Below are 17,304 nucleotides of genomic sequence, written 5' to 3'. Positions count from 1 at the left end.
TTTCCCTGTACCGGGGGCACCCTGGAAATAAACGGGATAATGACCCGCAGGAGACATCTTCATTTTCTGGCGCATAATCTCCGTGAAAGCAAAACGATCCAGTCGCTCCACCAGCTCTGGAGAAAAGTTTTTCAGGGAATCCTGAATACGGGACGAGTCATAAGTCAGAGCCTTAGTATAAGAAGGTAAACGCAGTGCCTTATCCAGAATCTTTCGTAACCGATACAGACCTTCGCTGCTGGGGCTCTGCCAGAACGAATAAAACAGCTCATCTTCGATATAGTTCTGAGTCGACCTGCTCAGTAAATTCTTTTTAGCGCCATATTGAAAAATCAATAAGGCTTCAGGAATTGAAGGAGGAAGCATTGCGTAATAAACCTGCCCACCTAACACCATCATAGGATTGACAATCAACATGACAGGAACAATGCCCAACATCGATGAGAAAAGTTTCACATCCTTAGAGGCAAAGCGGTACAGGTTCCACAGTCTGGAAGCCAATGGTGACGCCAAGGCTCCTACTGCCGTATAAAACGAGCCGTAGGTTGCCAGTGTCCACAGCGGATATTCCCGTAAAATCCAGGAAAACGCCCGTTGGGCTGCGTGCTCGCCCATGGTTACCTGCGTACCGATATCAGCCGCCTGATAATCCGGGCTATCTGCCAGATGACTCAGCCGATCAAAAAATCGCTGGCTGGCCATATAATCCCGCAGGTAGCCAACCTGATATTGATCCATGCCCGTACCGCTGCCGCTCTCCCCCAAGGATTGCCCAGCACACATCAGCAACATCAAGGGAATTAACGCCGTTCTACACCAAGCCATTTAACATCCCCCAGAAAACTGGAGGCTCAGCATAGTTTAAATATTTACCGAGGAAGGTTTTGGTTACAAACAAAAACGCCCACACAGTGTATGGGCGTTTTCATATCAAGAAATGAAGTTTAAACAGTAAAGCTCATACCACAGCCACAGGTGGTTGCGGCATTGGGGTTAGATACAGTGAAGCGTGAACCTTCCAGACCCTCAATATAATCAACCGTGGAACCGAAGAGATACTGGAAGCTCATGGCATCAACTACCATTTTCACTCCAGACTTCTCAACAACGGTATCGTCTTCAGCTAACGCTTCATCGAAAGTAAAACCATACTGAAAGCCTGAGCAGCCTCCACCGGTTACATAGACACGAAGCATCAGCTTTCCATTGCCTTCTTCCTCAACCAAAGTTTTTACTTTGGCAGCAGCGTTATCGCTGAAAAATATCGGCTCCGGTACAAAGGTTTCGGCGGCGGACATTCGACCTCCAGACTTACAGCATACTCGGATATTATCCTCATATCCGAGTAATACAGTCAACTATAGTAAGCACCGGTTATACCAAAGGGTATACCGGTAAAGCAATATCAATTCGCCTCTGTCGGCTCAACTTCGCCTTCATAAACAGGGGCTTCAATGGCCTTGGGTTCACTTTGCGCAGGCACATCCATATGTTCAAGGCTGCCATTCACCTGGGCTCCCATTACCATCTCAATCAACTGGTAGTACACATTACCACTGACAACAGCCTGATTGGCAAGTTCCAGCTTCTCGGTAGCATACACATCACCTTTTACTGTGCCGTTGATAATCACGTAAGGCGCTTTAATATCGCCCTCAATAACACCGCCTTCAACCAGCCTCAAAGTGCCTTCACGGGCCCAGACATCACCAACAAGCTTGCCTTCCACATGCATGGTGCCACGGAAACGCACATCACCTTTAATCTCCGTATGGTCGGAAATCAGCGTTGTACTGCCGCTGGCTGCGACCGTGTCGCTTTGGCCTTTCTTACCCCACATAGCTACTCACTTTCCTCAACAAACCATTCCAATGTCTTTTTAATTATCTTCCGTGACGGACTGGTCAGCTGAACTGACACCTCGAGAATTTCAGGCTCAAACCCTTTTGGCAACTCCAGCGTACCCCATACGCCCTCCCCGGGAACACTTTGGAAATAGCGAAAACTCAATACCTGCCCATTGTCGCTCATATCAGAAGAAAGTTGGCCCAGATCATAAGATTTTTTTATATCGCCTAAATAGCCATCCACACGCACCTTGAACGTACCTTTCTGTACACGGTGCTGTTTGGCGTTCTGGACAACCATAAACTTCCACTGGAACTTCCCCTCTTCCGTCAGAGGTTGCAGCTCGAAATTCTGTACATTTACCCCTTCTTCAAGGCTTCCTGGATCCATAATGCTGCGAAAAAAGCTGAGATCCCGGGTCAGAACACTTTTCTCTTCCCGCAGCTTCATCAGCTCAAGGCGTACGTCTTCAGCCGCTTCACGGTTGATCCAGGCACTGCGCTCAAGAATGACAACTTTGCGGCGCAAGGTGTCCAGCTCTTCAATCTGTTCACTATTATCTGCCTTTGTGTGAACAAGCTCTGTGCGGAGAATCCCCAGCTCTTTCCCGGCAAGAGATATACCCAGATAGAAGCAGGCAACCCCCACACCCACAATCAGCAACAAAACCAGAAGGCGGTAGCGGAGATGTCTTCCGGGATCATGATCAACAACAAGAAGTCGCTTTCTCCCCCGGGGATATCGGGTAAAAAGCCCTTTCCAGCCTGCACTCAAAACGACTCCTCAGACCTTCTACGGCAACAGGCCAACAATGTCCAGACCTTCCTCTTCAGGAAGGCCAAACATCACATTCATATTTTGCACTGCCTGCCCCGAAGCCCCTTTCACAAGATTATCGATCACAGACAACACCACCACAGTGTCCCCATCACCGGGGCGGTAGATTGCAATACGACACTGGTTAGAGCCCCTTACACTGCGGGTTTCTGGCAAACTTCCCAAGGGCATCACATCAACAAAAGGCTCATTCTCATAAGCCTTCTCATACAGTGACTGCAGATATTCCTGAGAAAGGTCTGGTTGGCTCATATCAAGGCGCGCATAAAGAGTGGCATGTATACCACGAATCATCGGTAAAAGGTGGGGAACAAATGTGAACTGCTTCACCGCACCACTGCTCATTGAAGCCAGCCCCTGCTCAATTTCCGGTTTATGACGATGCCCGGCCACACCGTAGGCATGGAAAGAATCCCCCGCTTCACACAATAACGTACCAACACTGGCGCCACGGCCCGCGCCGCTTACGCCGGATTTGCAGTCCGCCACCAGACTTTCAGGATGAATCAGCCCGGCATCCAGCAACGGCTTATAACCCAACTGTACTGCAGTGGGATAACAGCCGGGGTTAGCAATCAGCCTTGCTCTGGCAATAGCCTCGCGATTGAACTCGGGCAAACCATAGACAGCTTCTGCCACCCAATCCGGACAGGCGTGATCCATACCGTACCATTGGCTCCATACGCCAACATCCTTGATACGAAAATCAGCCGCCAGGTCAACCACCCGCACACCGCGAGCCATAAGCTCTGGTACCTGTTTCATCGCCACCCCGTTGGGGGTTGCGAAAAACACAATATCGCAGGCAGCCAGAGTTTCGATATCCGGTGCGGTAAAACAGTGATCAATATGACCGCGCAGGTTAGGGTAAAGCTCATCAACACGCCTGCCGGCTTCCGCCCGGGAGGTAACAGCAGTAATGTTTACTTGAGGGTGTCGCGATAAAAGCCTCAGCAGCTCAACTCCGGTATACCCTGTCCCACCAACAATACCTGCTTTAATCACAACCCCTGACCTTTTTTACCGTTTCTTTGCGGCCATTATAAACAGTCCTCTTGTATCAATGCAGCAGGTCATAAAAGAGGAGGCAGAAAACATGATAAAATCGTCAGTCTTTTCTGTTCTGACCTAATTAAGACCGTACTCAACCAGTGAGAATCAAACCCACGCGCCCAGATTTCGAACGATTCCGCCACAAGCTCGCCAGTGTGGACGCCCTCCCCCAACTTGCCGTACTGGGCCTGCTGACCGGCACCGTAACGGCTGGCGTAATTGTCCTCTTTCGTGAGCTTATCGCCCTGCTTGCCAATATTTTTCTCAGAGGGCACCCGGAAGGGGCTTTTCTCAGGCTCTCCTGGGAACACCGGGTGATACTTCCTTTTATTGGCTCTTTTCTGCTGATTATAATTGTTCTCGGGATTCGTAAAAAATTTCGCCCGGTTGGCATCGTCCATGTGATTGAACGACTGGACTGGCATCAAGGCCGCTTAAACTTTGGCAACTTCCTGCACCAGTTTTTTGCTGGAGCTATCGCCATTGCCAGCGGACACTCCATTGGTCGGGAAGGGCCTGCGGTTCACCTTGGTGCCGCTGCGGGCAGCCTGCTTGGGCAAGGCATGCGTCTGCCCAATAACAGCCTGCGTATTTTAGTGGCCTGTGGTACGGCATCAGCCATCTCTGCCGCTTTTAATACGCCGTTGGCCGGTGTGATTTTTGCGCTGGAAGTGTTGTTGGTTGAATACACTGTGGCTAGCTTTCTTCCCGTTATGCTCGCCTCTGTGAGTGCTGCAGGTATTATCCAGTTCCTTTATGGCAACGACCCCGCATTCTTTGTTCCCTATATCAGTGTCGATCTTGTGGATGAGCTGCCACTGGTGATTTTGATTGGTTTTATGATGGGCTTTGTGAGCACCCTGTATTGCCGGTTGATTATCTTCTTCAATAAACGAACCGCATCATTTTCCCCATACACCAAACTGCTTCTGGCGGCGGCCATTACCGGGCTGCTGGCTATCCCGGCACCCGATATTATGGGCGTGGGTTACGACACCATCACCGAGCTGATGATTGGTGAAAATATTCCCGTTCTGCTGTTTACCCTGCTGGTCTGCAAACTGCTGGCAACATCCGCCAGTGTGGGCATGGGCGTACCGGGTGGTTTGATTGGCCCAACCCTCTTCCTCGGAGCCGTAGGTGGCACGCTGACAGAAACCATGGTGTCCCATATTCCCGCCATCGCCTCCAACAGCCCGGCCTTTCACTCCATGATCGGCATGAGCGCCATGCTGGGTGCGGTTCTGCAAGCTCCGTTAACAGCATTGGTGACTGTAGTAGAGCTGACCCGCAATTCTAATTTGCTCTTCCCTGCTCTGCTGGCCATTGTCATAGCAGCTCTCACATCTAACCTGCTGTTACGCCAGCATGGTATTTTTGAGCTGATACTGGATTGCTGGGGTTATAACCGTGTACAGAACCCCGTACATAAAGCTCTGAGTCAAATGGGTATCAGCAACCTTGTGAATGAAAGCTGCGTTATTCTTGAACGCAAGCAAAGCAAGGCCACCCTCCAAAACCAACTCCGCAAACAACCGGAATGGCTACTGGTTACTGATGAAGGCCGCACCAAGGCCATCATGCCTGCCATTGCGCTGGGGCAATACTTTGCCCCTGAAAAAGATGCTCCCGATGAGAAAGATAGCAGCATCGATCTGCTGGACATTCCTTCCCGCCGGTACGATATTGGTGCACTCAGCAACCGTGCTTCCGTGTATGAAGCTTGGGAGTTAATGCAAAGCAAAGGCGTGGAAGCGTTGTATATCACTAAACAAACGCGCAAGCAGGATACTCAGATTATCGGCATCGTGACAAAGGCGAGCCTTCAACGCTACTATCGCGTTTAAGGTATAAAATTTTAAAACAACGAAGTGGGGTGAGGATATGTATCTGTGGGTAAAGGCTTTCCACATTATTGCTATGGTGTGCTGGTTCGCCGGTATTTTTTATCTTCCCCGTCTCTTCGTGTATCACGCCGAGACAAAAGACGCTGAGGGCAATGAGCGCTTCAAAATCATGGAGCGCAAACTCTACCGGGGCATTATGCTGCCCTCAATGATTCTCACACTGGTGTTTGGGTTCTGGCTTCTTTATCTGATCCCCGGTTATATGCAACAAGGCTGGATGCATGCCAAGCTGACGCTTGTTGTATTACTGATTGGTTATCACCATATGTGTGGCGCGTTCATGAAGAAGTTTGCAGCGGATGCCAATACTCGCAGCCATAAGTTCTATCGGGTGTTTAATGAGATTCCAGTGCTTATGCTACTGGGGATTGTTATTTTGGCTGCTGTTAAGCCGTTTTGATGGTTTGATTCAATCAGGATAGAGCGAAGCCCCACGGTTTCGCGCCTCCTACATCGTCGTTCATACGGATCACGTAGCACGGCGATTCAATCTGATAAGTACCCGGACCATTGCTTTCGCATAATGGTGGCGAGTGAATTTTTTCGCTCTTCAAGGAACAACGTCGGGAGCGTAGCCCGCAACGTGACCAGAGCTGTGACGCAGCAAGGGCGAAAAAAGACGCCGCCAGACTATGCGAAATCAATGGTCCGGGTACTTAGCCCAGAGTGTAGAGCAGTGGCTTTCTCAGCTTCTCTGTTTGGTCGTGTCTCGACCAACCGGCTAAGAGAGCATAACCAGGAGGAATCATCTCACTGAGATTGAGTCATCAGCCTATTTTTTAAGTTTTCCTCTCATCCAGCCAACGACCGGCTTAAGAGCCAAGGTTTCAGGAGATTGTTGCGCCCCCATGACTCCTGAAACAACAACACAATTTTCCTCAAGACCACCGGATAATATAAATTTAACCGGTACATTGATTCTTGATGTTGGGAGGCTATCTAAACTATAACTCCGAGCCTTATAAGTCTCGGGATCCGACAAATCTCCACGAATAAAAAACATTGGCCTTGTGTTCGGGTAAAAATTAAGAATCCATCCATTAATATTCCCTGAACTGGGGGCGCTACCAGCAATAGGATCAAAATACTTAACCATTCCTTGCCAGAAGACCTTGTCAACCTTCTCTGGTAACAAACCTGCCGTTTCTTCAAATTTTTCCAAGACCGGATCCAGTACATCATACCATTCCTTTAAGTCATACATTTTCAAGTGTGAAAAACGACGACGTAAGTCTTTCCAGTCTTCAACCGTTCCCTGCAGAGTTATATATGGGATACCTGAGCATATACTACAGGTGAATTCAAAATACTCCTGAACCGAGCCCATAACGGCAAACTGGAAGGAGGTCAGATCATCTTTTGTACTTGTTGAAAACGGCTTGCTCAGTAATCCTACCAACTTTTCATCTTTAATATTTTTTGAAACAGCCTCGCAAAACAGTTTGGACATATCATGATCCACCTCAGGAGATGAATCAGGATCGCACGATACCGACAGCGTCATCTTGCCCTCATGACTTACCAAAATGTCCCGGTATTTTTCAGCGTTTTCATTGATATGGGCAGAAAACCCCTGGAGGATGACCATCCACACAGCATCAGGCGTAATCTCAACAGGGCGGTGGTCACGAAAGGCTGTCACCATACAGGATGCAAAATCACAGTCACACATATCAGCCCGTGGCTGAACAAGGCGTTCATCGCCAAGGCTTTTTGCTTCTTTTATGCTGGTAATATCCACATCGTAAATTTTCGAAAATACTATATGCCTGTCAGTTACTCTATAAACAGGTAACCGCTTATTGGTTGGGACAACATCACTGACAGGAAATGTAACTCCTGCAACAACATGACTTGCCCAAACAAAAAAGATGCATAGAGGTGAACAGGAAAAATACTTGAAGAGTCTCATTTATACACCACGATATGCAAACAGCCGTAGGATATTAGACCTTATGCTGGACTTACGCATTTATGGCATATTGTGAAGTTTGACAGTTGTCAGAAATGACTGATTTTCAGGGGGGGATAATGAGAGGTGCCCCTTGCCATCCAACTGCTTGATGCTTATGCGGCACACAACCGCACAAGCACTCAAAAATCAGTTACATCGCAATAACTTCATAGCTGTGAGTCACTTCAACACCACCCTTACCCAGCATAATGGATACAGAGCAGTACTTATCAGCAGACAGCTCAACCGCACGCTTAACCTGAGCGTCTTTCAGATCACGCCCAGTGACTACAAAGTGCAGGTGAATCTTGCTGAAGATGGCAGGAACGGTATCAACGCGCTCACTTTCCAGCTTTACTTCACAATCTATCACGTCCTGGCGGGCTTTCTTCAGCATGCTGACAACATCTACAGAGGAGCAACCGCCAACAGCCATTAAAACCATTTCCATTGGGCTGGGTGCTGAATCGGAACCACCGTGCTGACTGGAGGTATCCATCATCACGCTGTGACCGCTGCCGGATGTACCGGCAAAACGCATGCCGTCAACCCATTTTACCTGAGCTTTCATATTGCATCTCTTCTCTTGTATACCTTTGAGGAAGGCATACCAATCATTACAAAGGAGGTGGCCTGAACCATCTTACTTTCATGTCAATTTCTGCGATTATACATAGGAATGCATGAGCTGTTCACAGGAAGTGTTTTCTGCTCAATTCCAGTTTAAATGTATTATCTGAGATGTATGTCTCATTTAGAGATTCTGCTCACAGAGAGATCTCGACTCGCTCGCTAAAAACGATAAAGTTTCACATAACCAACAAAAGAAATGCTGAATATGGCTTTAAAAATTCCAACAAAAACAGAATGTCATTTATGGTAGTACGAACCCGACATATGCCTGTCGAAGAGAAAGAGCGTACGGAGCGTTTTCTAAAGCACTGTCACATCCATCATTACCGCGCCCGCTCCAACATCATCAGCGCCGGGGATCCGGCGGATACGCTCTATTACATCGTGGACGGGTCTGTCACAGTATTTATAGAAGACGACGAAGGTCGTGAAATTATCATCACCTATCTCAACCGTGGGGATTTCTTCGGTGAGCTGGGCCTGTTCCTGAGCGGTATTGATCCTAAACGCTCAACCTGGATTCGCGCCCGCACCAACTGCGAAATTGCAGAAATCAGTTACAAGCGTGCTCGCGAAGTTGCACGGGATATTCCCGAAATTCTGTTCGAAATCAGCCGTCAGATTGCCAAACGCCTGCAAATCACTACCCGCAAGGTGAGCGATCTGGCTTTCCTTGATGTCACTGGACGTGTTGCCCGCACCCTTTTGGACTTATGCGAACAGCCCGATGCCATGACTCATCCTGAAGGTATGCAGATTCGCGTCACCCGCCAGGAGATAGGCCGTATTGTGGGCTGCTCACGGGAAATGGTAGGGCGTGTACTCAAAGGATTGGAAGATGAGGGCATGGTGTCAGTAAAAGGGAAAACCATGGTCGTTTTCGGTACCCGATAGGGGTATCATCCGCCACCTTTCACGAATACTGAACAGGTGACCTCCGCGGATGTCTACAGGCACGACTTTTCCCGATCGCTACGAAGCTCTGCTGGCCGAGAAGGCTGAACGACTCAAGCAGCTAATGAGCGACTTCAACGCTCCGGAGCCGGAAGTCTTCCCATCCGCTCCTGAGCACTTCCGTATGCGGGCAGAGTTCCGTATCTGGCACGAAGGTGACCAGTCACACTATATTATGTTCGATCAGCAGACCCGCGAGCGAGTCTCTGTGACGGAGTTCCCCGTCGGTTCCACCCGCATTAACGAACTGATGCAGCCCATGATGAACGCACTGTGCGAGCAGGAGGTTCTGCGCCGCAAGCTGTTTCAGGTTGAATTCCTCACCACCCAAACTGGCGAAGCGCTGGTGTCCCTCATTTACCACAAGCAACTGGACGACGGCTGGAAAGACGCTGTGCGCCCTCTGCGAGAAAAGTTCAGCATCGACATCATCGGTCGTGCCCGTAAGCAGAAGCTGCTGATGGATAAAGACTGGGTAACCGAAGAGCTGAATGTAGGCGGCTGTCTCTGGCGTTACAACCAAGTGGAAAACAGCTTCACTCAGCCTAACGCCAACATTAATGAGAAGATGCTGTCGTGGGCAGAAGAAGCCACCCGTGGCAGCGAAGGCGACCTTGTGGAGCTGTACTGTGGCAACGGTAACTTTACCTGTGTGCTGGCCAGCAATTTTGACCGGGTGCTGGCCACAGAAATTTCCAAATCGTCCGTGAACTCGGCCCTCAAGAACTTTGAGATGAACGCCGTTGACAATGTCACCATTGCCCGTATGTCCAGTGAAGAGTTCACTCAGGCTCTGAACCGTGAGCGTCCGTTTCGCCGCCTGAGCCATGTAGATCTGGAGAGCTATAACTTCTCCACTATCTTTGTAGATCCGCCACGCGCGGGCCTGGACCCAGACACAGAAGCGCTGGTTCAGCGTTTCGACCGCATCGTGTATGTATCCTGTAACCCAAACACCTTGAAAGAAAACCTGAGCACACTCACCCAAACCCATAAGATCGAGAAGCTGGCTCTGTTCGACCAGTTCCCATATACCGATCATATGGAAAGCGGTGTATTACTTACCAAGAAGTAACATTTTCCCTGCCAAAAGCTGATTAATGGCTGCTAGACTGGGGCAAACAGCGCGAACAAAAATGTCAAAATGCCCCAGTCAGATTTCTCTATAAACTCACTTTTTAACAAGCCACTTCTGCTCTTATTTCTGTGTGCCGCACTCTTTCTAACGGGCTGTGCGTCGCACAAAAACCAGGCTGCAACCACACCACCAGCAGAGGCTGTGGATGTTCTTCTGATTGCTTATGACAATGGCGATGGCCGCGCCTTCCGCTCCCTGCTCCCTGAGCTGGATACCAAAGGTACCCACTGGCATCTGGTGGCTTTTGGCCCTGCAACCGCTTTGTTTGAAAATACCCCCAATACCACCTTGCTGAATGAGGGTGCCTCTCCAGAAGAGGTGAAGGAGTGGATAGGCAATCGCTACGCTACGCTCGCTGATACAAAGCTGGCCTCTGTGACAAAACGCTTTGCCCCGCGGATTGTTCTTTCAGGCATGGCTCACACAATTCAGGCACAGCTGGTTCAACAGTGGTGGCAACAAGGGGCGTGGACAATTGCCTTTTACGACAATATGGAACCGCCCGCCGGGCAGCAGTGGATAAAACCCTGGTTTGATTTCAACCCTCCGGTTGAGCAGGTTATGGTGACAACACGCCCTCTGAAAATTAGCTTTCCTGAAAAAATGGCTCGCTCCGGCAAGGTGACTCAAGTTGTCCACCCGGGCTTAAAAGAGTGGCAGGAAGCCTTTGAACGGGAAGACCAGCAATTATTAAAAGAGGCTTTGGAACTGGATGAACGGCCTGTGGTTCTTGTAGATGGTGGTTATGGGGATGATTATCAGAATAGTCTGGAAGTTATCAAAGCGGCGGCTGCCCTGCGGGATGATTTACAGTGGGTGTTCACGCCTCACCCAAGAACCCTGTTTTCCACCCGTTCTGCACCCGATAATGCGCCGCTCATAACCATTACCGATATATCCACCGTGCGTGTCGCGACTCTTGCAAGAGCAGTTGTCACCCACCGCTCTTCTATCGGCTGGTTTGCTTCACAAATGGGTACACCGGTGATATTTGTGCGTCCGAAAGATCAGCCGGAAGTGCTGGAGCAGGGCTTGGTGCGTATGGTGAATGATGAAACCACTTTGCTGAATGCACTCTACCGGCAGCTGGACGCCCCTGCTCAGCACACCGAACTTGTGTCTAAGGCTAAAGGCAGTGCTATTGCCGATGTACTGGAACGCCATTTGAAAGAACAAAAACCGTCTTCACTGAAAGTCGAGTCTGTCAATGATCAAGAGCTGTGATATATCCCACTTTACTCTCACAGTCTGAGAGCGTTAGGCTAAATAGGTTATCAACTCATCAGGGTTTTCCATGCCCGGCTGGCTTAACCGAAACAAGTTGCTCACCCTGACTGGCGGCCTGCTGGCTGCTGTATGTTTGGGGCTGGCACTTTGTTATCTGTCGGTGGCCTATCTTTCATCTCCTTACCTTTACGATAAGCCAGCTCAACTCCCTCAAAATGAAGTAGGCGTGGTTCTGGGTACAAGCCGTTATACCTCCAAAGGCAAGCCCAATGGTCACTATCACCGCAGAATGGAAGCAGTTGCGCAATTGGTAAAGGCGAAGCGTATTCGTTACGTGGTGGTCAGCGGTGACAATGGTACCCGCTGGTATGACGAACCCACCCAGATGCGTCGGGATTTAATTCGCCTGGGTGTACCTGCTGATATTATCTATCGGGATTATGCCGGATTCCGTACACTGGATTCCATTATTCGTGCACGAGATGTGTTTGGACAAACCTCATTCACCATTATTTCCCAGAAGTTCCAAAATGAAAGGGCTGTTTATATTGCTCACCAGAACGGTATTGATGCCGTGGCATTTAATGCCAGTGGGGAGTTGTTGCTGACAGATCATTCCAATCAACTACGGGAAATCCTGGCACGGGTTCTGGCAATCATCGAAACCCAGTTCCTCAACACTGGCCCCAAAGTGCTGGGGCCACCAGTCATTATTGGTGAAACACCACCAACCTGAGCACGCAAACCATAGTCACTGACCACAACTGTAACCGTTTGCCTGCATAAGATTGCATGTCTCTCTGACAATATACTTATGTGCTGCCGTGGTGGGATGCACCAGGTCAAAGAACACGAAGTCATCCGGGTTATCACAAATAGTTGGATCCAAGCCGGGCGTCGGCATAGTGCTGCAGGGGCGATCCGTCACCTGAAATAACCAGCCGCTTTATGTCAGTGGAATGGGACAAGCCACTCAATAAAATACCTGTTACAAAACAGAAAAGAGAAAGCCAGTATCGAGTCCTTTCGATCATGGGGGCTCCAATCACCCTTATTCAGGATTCTACTCAGGATAGAAAAGGAATGGGTAACCATCGACAAAGAATAATAAGTACCCAGGCCATTCTTTTCCTATGCTGTGTGATATGTTGAAAATATCTCCCCCCATCGGCGCCACACTGATTATTGCCGGAACTACCATTGGTGCCGGTATGCTTGCACTCCCCATTATTTCCCATGGTTTGGGATTTGGGTTAATGGCATTTTTGATGATTCTGACCTGGGGGTTTATGGGTATTGCTGCCCTATTTACTCTGGAAGCAAATCTGGCAATTAAACCAGGTTGCAGCCTATTTGTTATGGCAACAGAAACATTAGGCAATACCGGTCGTCTGGTAGCAGTCTCTGCCATGATTTTTCTGTTTTATGCTCTTATGGCTGCTTATATCAGTGCTGGCGGGGAGCAGATGGGAAATGACCTCACCACACTGCTTCCCGACTCATTTTCCACCCAAATAGAGTTAGCCCACCGGCTGGGAATAGCCCTCTTCACTCTATTTTTTGGTGCTATCGCTGTTGCCGGGGTGCAATACATTGATCTCGGCAACCGCCTGCTCTTTATCTTTATGCTGGGAGCTTTCTGTGTTGCTCTGAGCTTTCTTGCACCAGAAGCACAACCATATAAACTGCACACCTTTCCTGCGAATCCATGGCAGAGTGTGATGATTCTGCCGGTGATTTTCACATCCTTTGGTTACCACGGTAATATTCCCAGTCTGATTGCCTATGTGGGACCGAATAAAAAACAACTCCAGCGTATTTTCCTGCTGGGCAGCCTGATCCCTTTATTGCTGTATTTGATTTGGCTTGGGGTCGCCCTCGGGCAATTGGACAACACTACGCTGGCCAAAGTATCTACCAGTGGTTCTGTCCCCGAGCTTATAGATGCTTTAAGCCGAGGTAGCACAAGCTACCTGTTACCTGCGCTGCATATTTTCACCAACCTGGCTTTGATCACCTCCTTTCTCGGTGTAGCTCTGGGGTTGTTTGATTTCATGCACTCCGCACTGGCGTCCCAGTCCCGACTAAAAACAGCACTGGTTGTTTATCTGCCCCCTCTGGCAATCGCCATATTACTCCCCGGTGCCTTTGTGATTGCCTTGAGTTATGCCGCATTGGCTCTGGCAGTACTGGCCATTCTTTTGCCGGCGGCCATGCTGTATCAGCTTCACAAGCAGAACAAAATTCCTCGTTACCCTGGCAGATATCTGTTTTGGCCAACCCTGGCTTTCGGTATTGCCATCTGCCTGCTCAGCCTTGTGTTTTCCTAACTACACTCAGGACTCCCGATGAGGGGAGGATTTTGGTTTGTCTAACTTCACATTCATTCTTTCACAAGGGCCTTTTCACAGCCGCTTTCCTTTTACCAACAAGATGGTAAAACAACTCAAGGCGCAGGGGCACAGAGTCACGGTGTTTCTTGTTCAGAATGGTACGCTAAGCGCCAGAGATTCTCCGGCCGGAGCGCCCCTTAAAGAACTTGCCAGCGCAGGGGTGGAAATTCTTGCAGACGATTTCTCCCTTCAGGAGCGCGGCATTGTACAGGGTGAAATTCCGGGACATATCTCGGTAGCCAGCCTTGAGCGGGTTGTGGATGATCTGGCCGCGGGCCACAAAGTTATTTGGCAGTAGGTACTCGGTATGAGTAAGACCCTCACTTTTGTACTGATGGATGCTCCATTTGAAAACTCCCGCACCGTCACAGGCCTGCGCTTGATTGATATTGCGGCACACCGGGGTTATCACCTGAAAGTCTTTGCTTATGAAGGGGCTGTATCTCTGGCCTTTAAAGAGCAAAAGCCCCACGCCAATGCCGTACACGGCCACGATATTGATGAAGAGAACCACCCTCTTCCCCACAAGTGGATTGAGGCTTTGCACAAAACAGCCAGTGCTCACGGTGGCAGCCTGGACTGGGTAAACTGCGGTTTATGTGTGGATGAACGAGGAGTAAATAATGCGATTGAATGCACCCGCCGGGGAACTCCTGCCGACTTATGGAGCTTTGCTTGTGAATCCGAAAACACTTTGGTGATTTCCACATCCTGAAGGAGTACTCCATGAAAGTTTTGAACATTCTCTCAACTCCCTGGCGAGCAACCTTGGAAGAACAGGATGACACTGTTGTGTGGCTAACCCATGCCATGATCGGTGCTGGTGCGGAAATTGATGTGCTGCTAACCGGTGAAGCCGCTGCTTATGCCGCACCTAACCTGAATGCCAGCGGCCTCACCATCGGTGGTATGCCACAGACCCAGCCCCCGGATATCAACCGGGATCTTAACAGCTTGCTGGAAAAGGGACGGCAGGTATTTGTCTGTCAGCATGCTATGACCCAGTTAGGCCTTCATGAAGACCAGACCTCACCGAGTATCACGCCCCTTCTCTCCCATGAACTGGCACCATTACTGGATAACTACGACCAGATCTGGCAGTGGTAAACAACCTTTGACTCTTTCATCTACCAGTCCCGCCCACACCGCAGGTTGGCCGGGACAGTTTCCTTGATATGTTTCGGCTGACCAGACCCTGATTGCTCCATACAGGCGATAAACGCTTCTTCTGATAACTGAAGCTTTGGATTCTCATGAACCTCTTTCCCGATAGAGCTACTGCTGTGGTGGTTATAATCGTGACCGGGATAGACCGTCAGGTTTTCCGGCAGGCACATCAACTTATCATGGAGACTGTGCCATAATTCTCTGGCACTGCCATTTTGAAAATCTGTGCGCCCACAGCTACCAATCAGTAATGTGTCTCCGGTTAACAGGTACTCCGGCTGCTCCTTCATATAAAACTCTTTCACGTAAAAGCAGCCGGAGTCACTGGTGTGCCCTGGTGTTTTAATAAACTGCAAACCAATTTTTCCCACCGGCAAACAATCCCCGTCATCGAGCGGAAGAGTGATTCCCTGGGCCTGACTGTCGCTGGAGCCTGCAATGTCACAGCCTGTCAAGATGCGAAGATCTCCCGTTGCGGTGATATGGTCGGCATGGGTGTGGGTGTCTGCCACAGCGGTCAGGGATAGTCCGGTTTTTTCCAGCAAAGAAAGGTAGCAGGACGCCTCTCCTTTCACCGGATCAATCAAACAGGCTTTGTATTCAACGGGATCAGCTACAAGGTAGGTAAAGGCTGAGGTTTGAGGATAAAATAGCTGTTTAATCATGGCGGGAACCATACTTACTCACAGGTGGAGCAAGTATGGACGGCTGAGGGACGTTTGACGCTTTATTATTTCTTACGACGCTTCTTCCGTTTTTTACCACCGCGTTCTTGGGGAATCTGCAACGCCTGCTCGGTAAGGCGCACACATCCTTTATCATCCACAATTATGAATTTTTCCAGATCCGTTTCGATATGGTCGGGAACAATTTCAAAGTCTTTGTCCCGGCCAGGATGATAATCCCAGAACAGCTCTTGATTGGGCTCAATGTCACGCAGCGAAACAGCCACAACATGCTGATCTTCTGTAACAAACATTTCCAGATTGGGATCATCGTTGCTGTTTGCATAACGCATGCAGTTATCACTGTGTGTACCATCGATACCCATCTCCAGCCCGGGATACTCACCCCGCCAGGGCTCATCATCTTCCTCTTCATCTACCAGCCAGAGAATGTAGGTATCCTTATTCAGAAAGTGGGGCATGCCCTGCTCGTCCCGTTGCCACATCACATAGCGACCGGTAGAGGGTACCAGAAGACGAAATGACTTCCTGCCGGTGTACTCACCTACAACACGCCCTGAAGGGATAAAGTCCCGGGTAAATAGCCCGGTACCGGCTCCCGGTATGGTGCTTGTAGCTTCCTCGAGGCGAAATTCGTAGTTAGCCAGTCGTGCCCGTAGTTCTGCGATCTCGCTTTGCAGACTGGCAACCTTTTCCTGAAATGGTTTCTCTTTAGAAGCTTGGCCTTGATCGACCGTCTGACGGTCAATATCGGTATCACTCATGCCTGAACGCCCCGATCCCTGAGTTATGAATGTTGTTATTCGAACCAGCCACTAAGTACCCGAGCTATTGCTTCTCCATGATAATGGTTGGGGTACTTACCATCCCTGTGACTGTCAGTTCAGCTTACCACCTTGTCAGGGGATTAACAGACTATCTTCTCTACAGTCATTGGACAGTGGAACAAAACCGATTCAGGACTGGCGATGAGCAGCACGGAAGGGCGAATCAGCGGACATTCTATTGGCCGATTAATTTCAGATATCAGCCATAATCCTCACGAGTATCGTATTCGTCAGGGAGAGCAGGGGAATCGACTGGAAACCCGCCTGGGCTTTGTTGTCTGGAAGAGGGGCGACAAAATCTATGCCTGTCATCCCAAAGATGCAAAAAAGCATCACACTGATAGCTGCCAGGCTGAGCTGTTAGGCCTCCTTCAATCCAGGCACACCAAAGACCAAAGCAAAACGCTTCTGGAACTGATTACCAGACATTCCGACAAAACAACACTACCTGAGCACAACAAACATCACCGAGCACACCCTCATCCCCGTCGTTCACTCCATTGTCAGCCTGCCAAATTGTCAGGGCGACGCGTTAAACAGCACAAAGTTGCCAAGACAAGTCGATTCCCAAAAGGTATGGACAGGCAAACACATCAATGGGTGAGCTTAATGTCTGGCGCAGACTCCCGGGCATCTGGATGCAAATACAGCCTTCAGCGCATTATGATGATGACAGACGC

General features: G+C 49.5%; 20 protein-coding genes. 11 read left to right on the top strand and 9 right to left on the bottom strand.

Translation table 11 applies throughout. The features are described from left to right. The 5 genes from E1189_RS23860 to argC all read right to left on the bottom strand — a co-directional run. A partial coding sequence (locus tag E1189_RS23860; RefSeq protein WP_196221347.1) for a hypothetical protein occupies positions 1-825 on the bottom strand: 825 nt, incomplete at its 3' end. Positions 826-944: 119 nt separating this feature from the next. After that, on the bottom strand, positions 945-1,298 hold the full coding sequence (erpA, locus tag E1189_RS09285) for an iron-sulfur cluster insertion protein ErpA (protein WP_155159794.1): 354 nt from the start codon (positions 1,296-1,298) through the stop codon (positions 945-947). 107 nt (positions 1,299-1,405) lie between these two features. Next, positions 1,406-1,840 carry a bactofilin family protein gene (locus E1189_RS09280; protein WP_155159793.1) on the bottom strand — a complete coding sequence of 145 codons (435 nt, stop codon included), beginning with the start codon at positions 1,838-1,840 and terminating at the stop codon, positions 1,406-1,408. Between the two features lie 2 nt (positions 1,841-1,842). Beyond that, a complete protein-coding gene (locus E1189_RS09275; protein ID WP_155159792.1) occupies positions 1,843-2,622 on the bottom strand; it encodes a DUF6776 family protein in 780 nt (259 codons plus the stop codon). 18 nt (positions 2,623-2,640) lie between these two features. Next, complete coding sequence (gene argC, locus E1189_RS09270) at positions 2,641-3,690, bottom strand: N-acetyl-gamma-glutamyl-phosphate reductase (protein ID WP_329601961.1); 1,050 nt, start codon at positions 3,688-3,690, stop codon at positions 2,641-2,643. Between the two features lie 203 nt (positions 3,691-3,893). Between argC and E1189_RS09265 the strand changes: the two genes are divergently transcribed. Both E1189_RS09265 and hemJ read left to right on the top strand, forming a co-directional pair. After that, positions 3,894-5,585: a chloride channel protein gene (locus E1189_RS09265; RefSeq protein ID WP_329601960.1), complete on the top strand. Its 1,692-nt coding sequence runs from the start codon at positions 3,894-3,896 to the stop codon at positions 5,583-5,585. Positions 5,586-5,622: 37 nt separating this feature from the next. Then, positions 5,623-6,045, top strand: coding sequence for a protoporphyrinogen oxidase HemJ (gene hemJ, locus E1189_RS09260; RefSeq protein ID WP_155159790.1), 423 nt, complete (start codon positions 5,623-5,625; stop codon positions 6,043-6,045). Between the two features lie 372 nt (positions 6,046-6,417). Here the strand turns inward: hemJ and E1189_RS09255 are convergent, their stop codons facing one another. Together E1189_RS09255 and E1189_RS09250 are read right to left on the bottom strand one after the other, a co-directional pair. Continuing rightward, the gene (locus tag E1189_RS09255; protein ID WP_155159789.1) at positions 6,418-7,557 is read right to left on the bottom strand and encodes a DUF4419 domain-containing protein; all 1,140 of its coding nucleotides are present in this window, start codon (positions 7,555-7,557) and stop codon (positions 6,418-6,420) included. Between the two features lie 193 nt (positions 7,558-7,750). Next, the gene (locus E1189_RS09250) at positions 7,751-8,170 is read right to left on the bottom strand and encodes an OsmC family protein (protein ID WP_155159788.1); all 420 of its coding nucleotides are present in this window, start codon (positions 8,168-8,170) and stop codon (positions 7,751-7,753) included. Between the two features lie 305 nt (positions 8,171-8,475). Here E1189_RS09250 and crp point away from each other — a divergent pair, with 305 nt between their 5' ends. The 8 genes from crp to E1189_RS09210 all read left to right on the top strand — a co-directional run bounded on the left by crp (position 8,476) and on the right by E1189_RS09210 (position 15,051). Then, positions 8,476-9,126 carry a cAMP-activated global transcriptional regulator CRP gene (gene crp, locus E1189_RS09245; RefSeq protein WP_408014714.1) on the top strand — a complete coding sequence of 217 codons (651 nt, stop codon included), beginning with the start codon at positions 8,476-8,478 and terminating at the stop codon, positions 9,124-9,126. A gap of 49 nt (positions 9,127-9,175) precedes the next feature. Then, positions 9,176-10,261: a tRNA (uridine(54)-C5)-methyltransferase TrmA gene (trmA, locus tag E1189_RS09240; protein WP_155159787.1), complete on the top strand. Its 1,086-nt coding sequence runs from the start codon at positions 9,176-9,178 to the stop codon at positions 10,259-10,261. Between the two features lie 204 nt (positions 10,262-10,465). Further along, positions 10,466-11,548 carry a hypothetical protein gene (locus tag E1189_RS09235; protein WP_155159786.1) on the top strand — a complete coding sequence of 361 codons (1,083 nt, stop codon included), beginning with the start codon at positions 10,466-10,468 and terminating at the stop codon, positions 11,546-11,548. Positions 11,549-11,618: 70 nt separating this feature from the next. Continuing rightward, positions 11,619-12,287, top strand: coding sequence for a SanA/YdcF family protein (locus E1189_RS09230; protein WP_155159785.1), 669 nt, complete (start codon positions 11,619-11,621; stop codon positions 12,285-12,287). Positions 12,288-12,696: 409 nt separating this feature from the next. Next, entirely contained in the window at positions 12,697-13,881 is a 1,185-nt protein-coding gene (locus E1189_RS09225; protein ID WP_196221346.1) for an aromatic amino acid transport family protein, read from the top strand. A 37-nt stretch (positions 13,882-13,918) separates the two neighbouring features. Then, the gene (locus E1189_RS09220; RefSeq protein WP_155159783.1) at positions 13,919-14,242 is read left to right on the top strand and encodes a DsrE family protein; all 324 of its coding nucleotides are present in this window, start codon (positions 13,919-13,921) and stop codon (positions 14,240-14,242) included. 9 nt (positions 14,243-14,251) lie between these two features. After that, entirely contained in the window at positions 14,252-14,659 is a 408-nt protein-coding gene (locus E1189_RS09215; RefSeq protein WP_155159782.1) for a DsrE family protein, read from the top strand. Positions 14,660-14,670: 11 nt separating this feature from the next. Beyond that, entirely contained in the window at positions 14,671-15,051 is a 381-nt protein-coding gene (locus E1189_RS09210; RefSeq protein WP_155159781.1) for a DsrE family protein, read from the top strand. A gap of 20 nt (positions 15,052-15,071) precedes the next feature. Here E1189_RS09210 and E1189_RS09205 read toward each other — a convergent pair whose 3' ends face one another. Together E1189_RS09205 and E1189_RS09200 are read right to left on the bottom strand one after the other, a co-directional pair. Further along, the gene (locus E1189_RS09205; protein WP_196221345.1) at positions 15,072-15,776 is read right to left on the bottom strand and encodes an MBL fold metallo-hydrolase; all 705 of its coding nucleotides are present in this window, start codon (positions 15,774-15,776) and stop codon (positions 15,072-15,074) included. A 65-nt stretch (positions 15,777-15,841) separates the two neighbouring features. After that, positions 15,842-16,561: an SET domain-containing protein-lysine N-methyltransferase gene (locus E1189_RS09200; RefSeq protein WP_155159779.1), complete on the bottom strand. Its 720-nt coding sequence runs from the start codon at positions 16,559-16,561 to the stop codon at positions 15,842-15,844. 204 nt (positions 16,562-16,765) lie between these two features. Here E1189_RS09200 and E1189_RS09195 point away from each other — a divergent pair. Continuing rightward, positions 16,766-17,304 (top strand): hypothetical protein (locus tag E1189_RS09195; RefSeq protein ID WP_155159778.1); only part of this gene is annotated, 539 nt, incomplete at its 3' end.

Source organism: Parendozoicomonas verongulae (assembly GCF_009711465.1).
GTDB classification, from domain to species: Bacteria; Pseudomonadota; Gammaproteobacteria; order Pseudomonadales; family Endozoicomonadaceae; genus Sansalvadorimonas; species Sansalvadorimonas verongulae.
The sequence above is the reverse complement of the archived record's forward strand: the minus strand, read 5'-3'. Positions and strand labels throughout refer to the sequence as shown.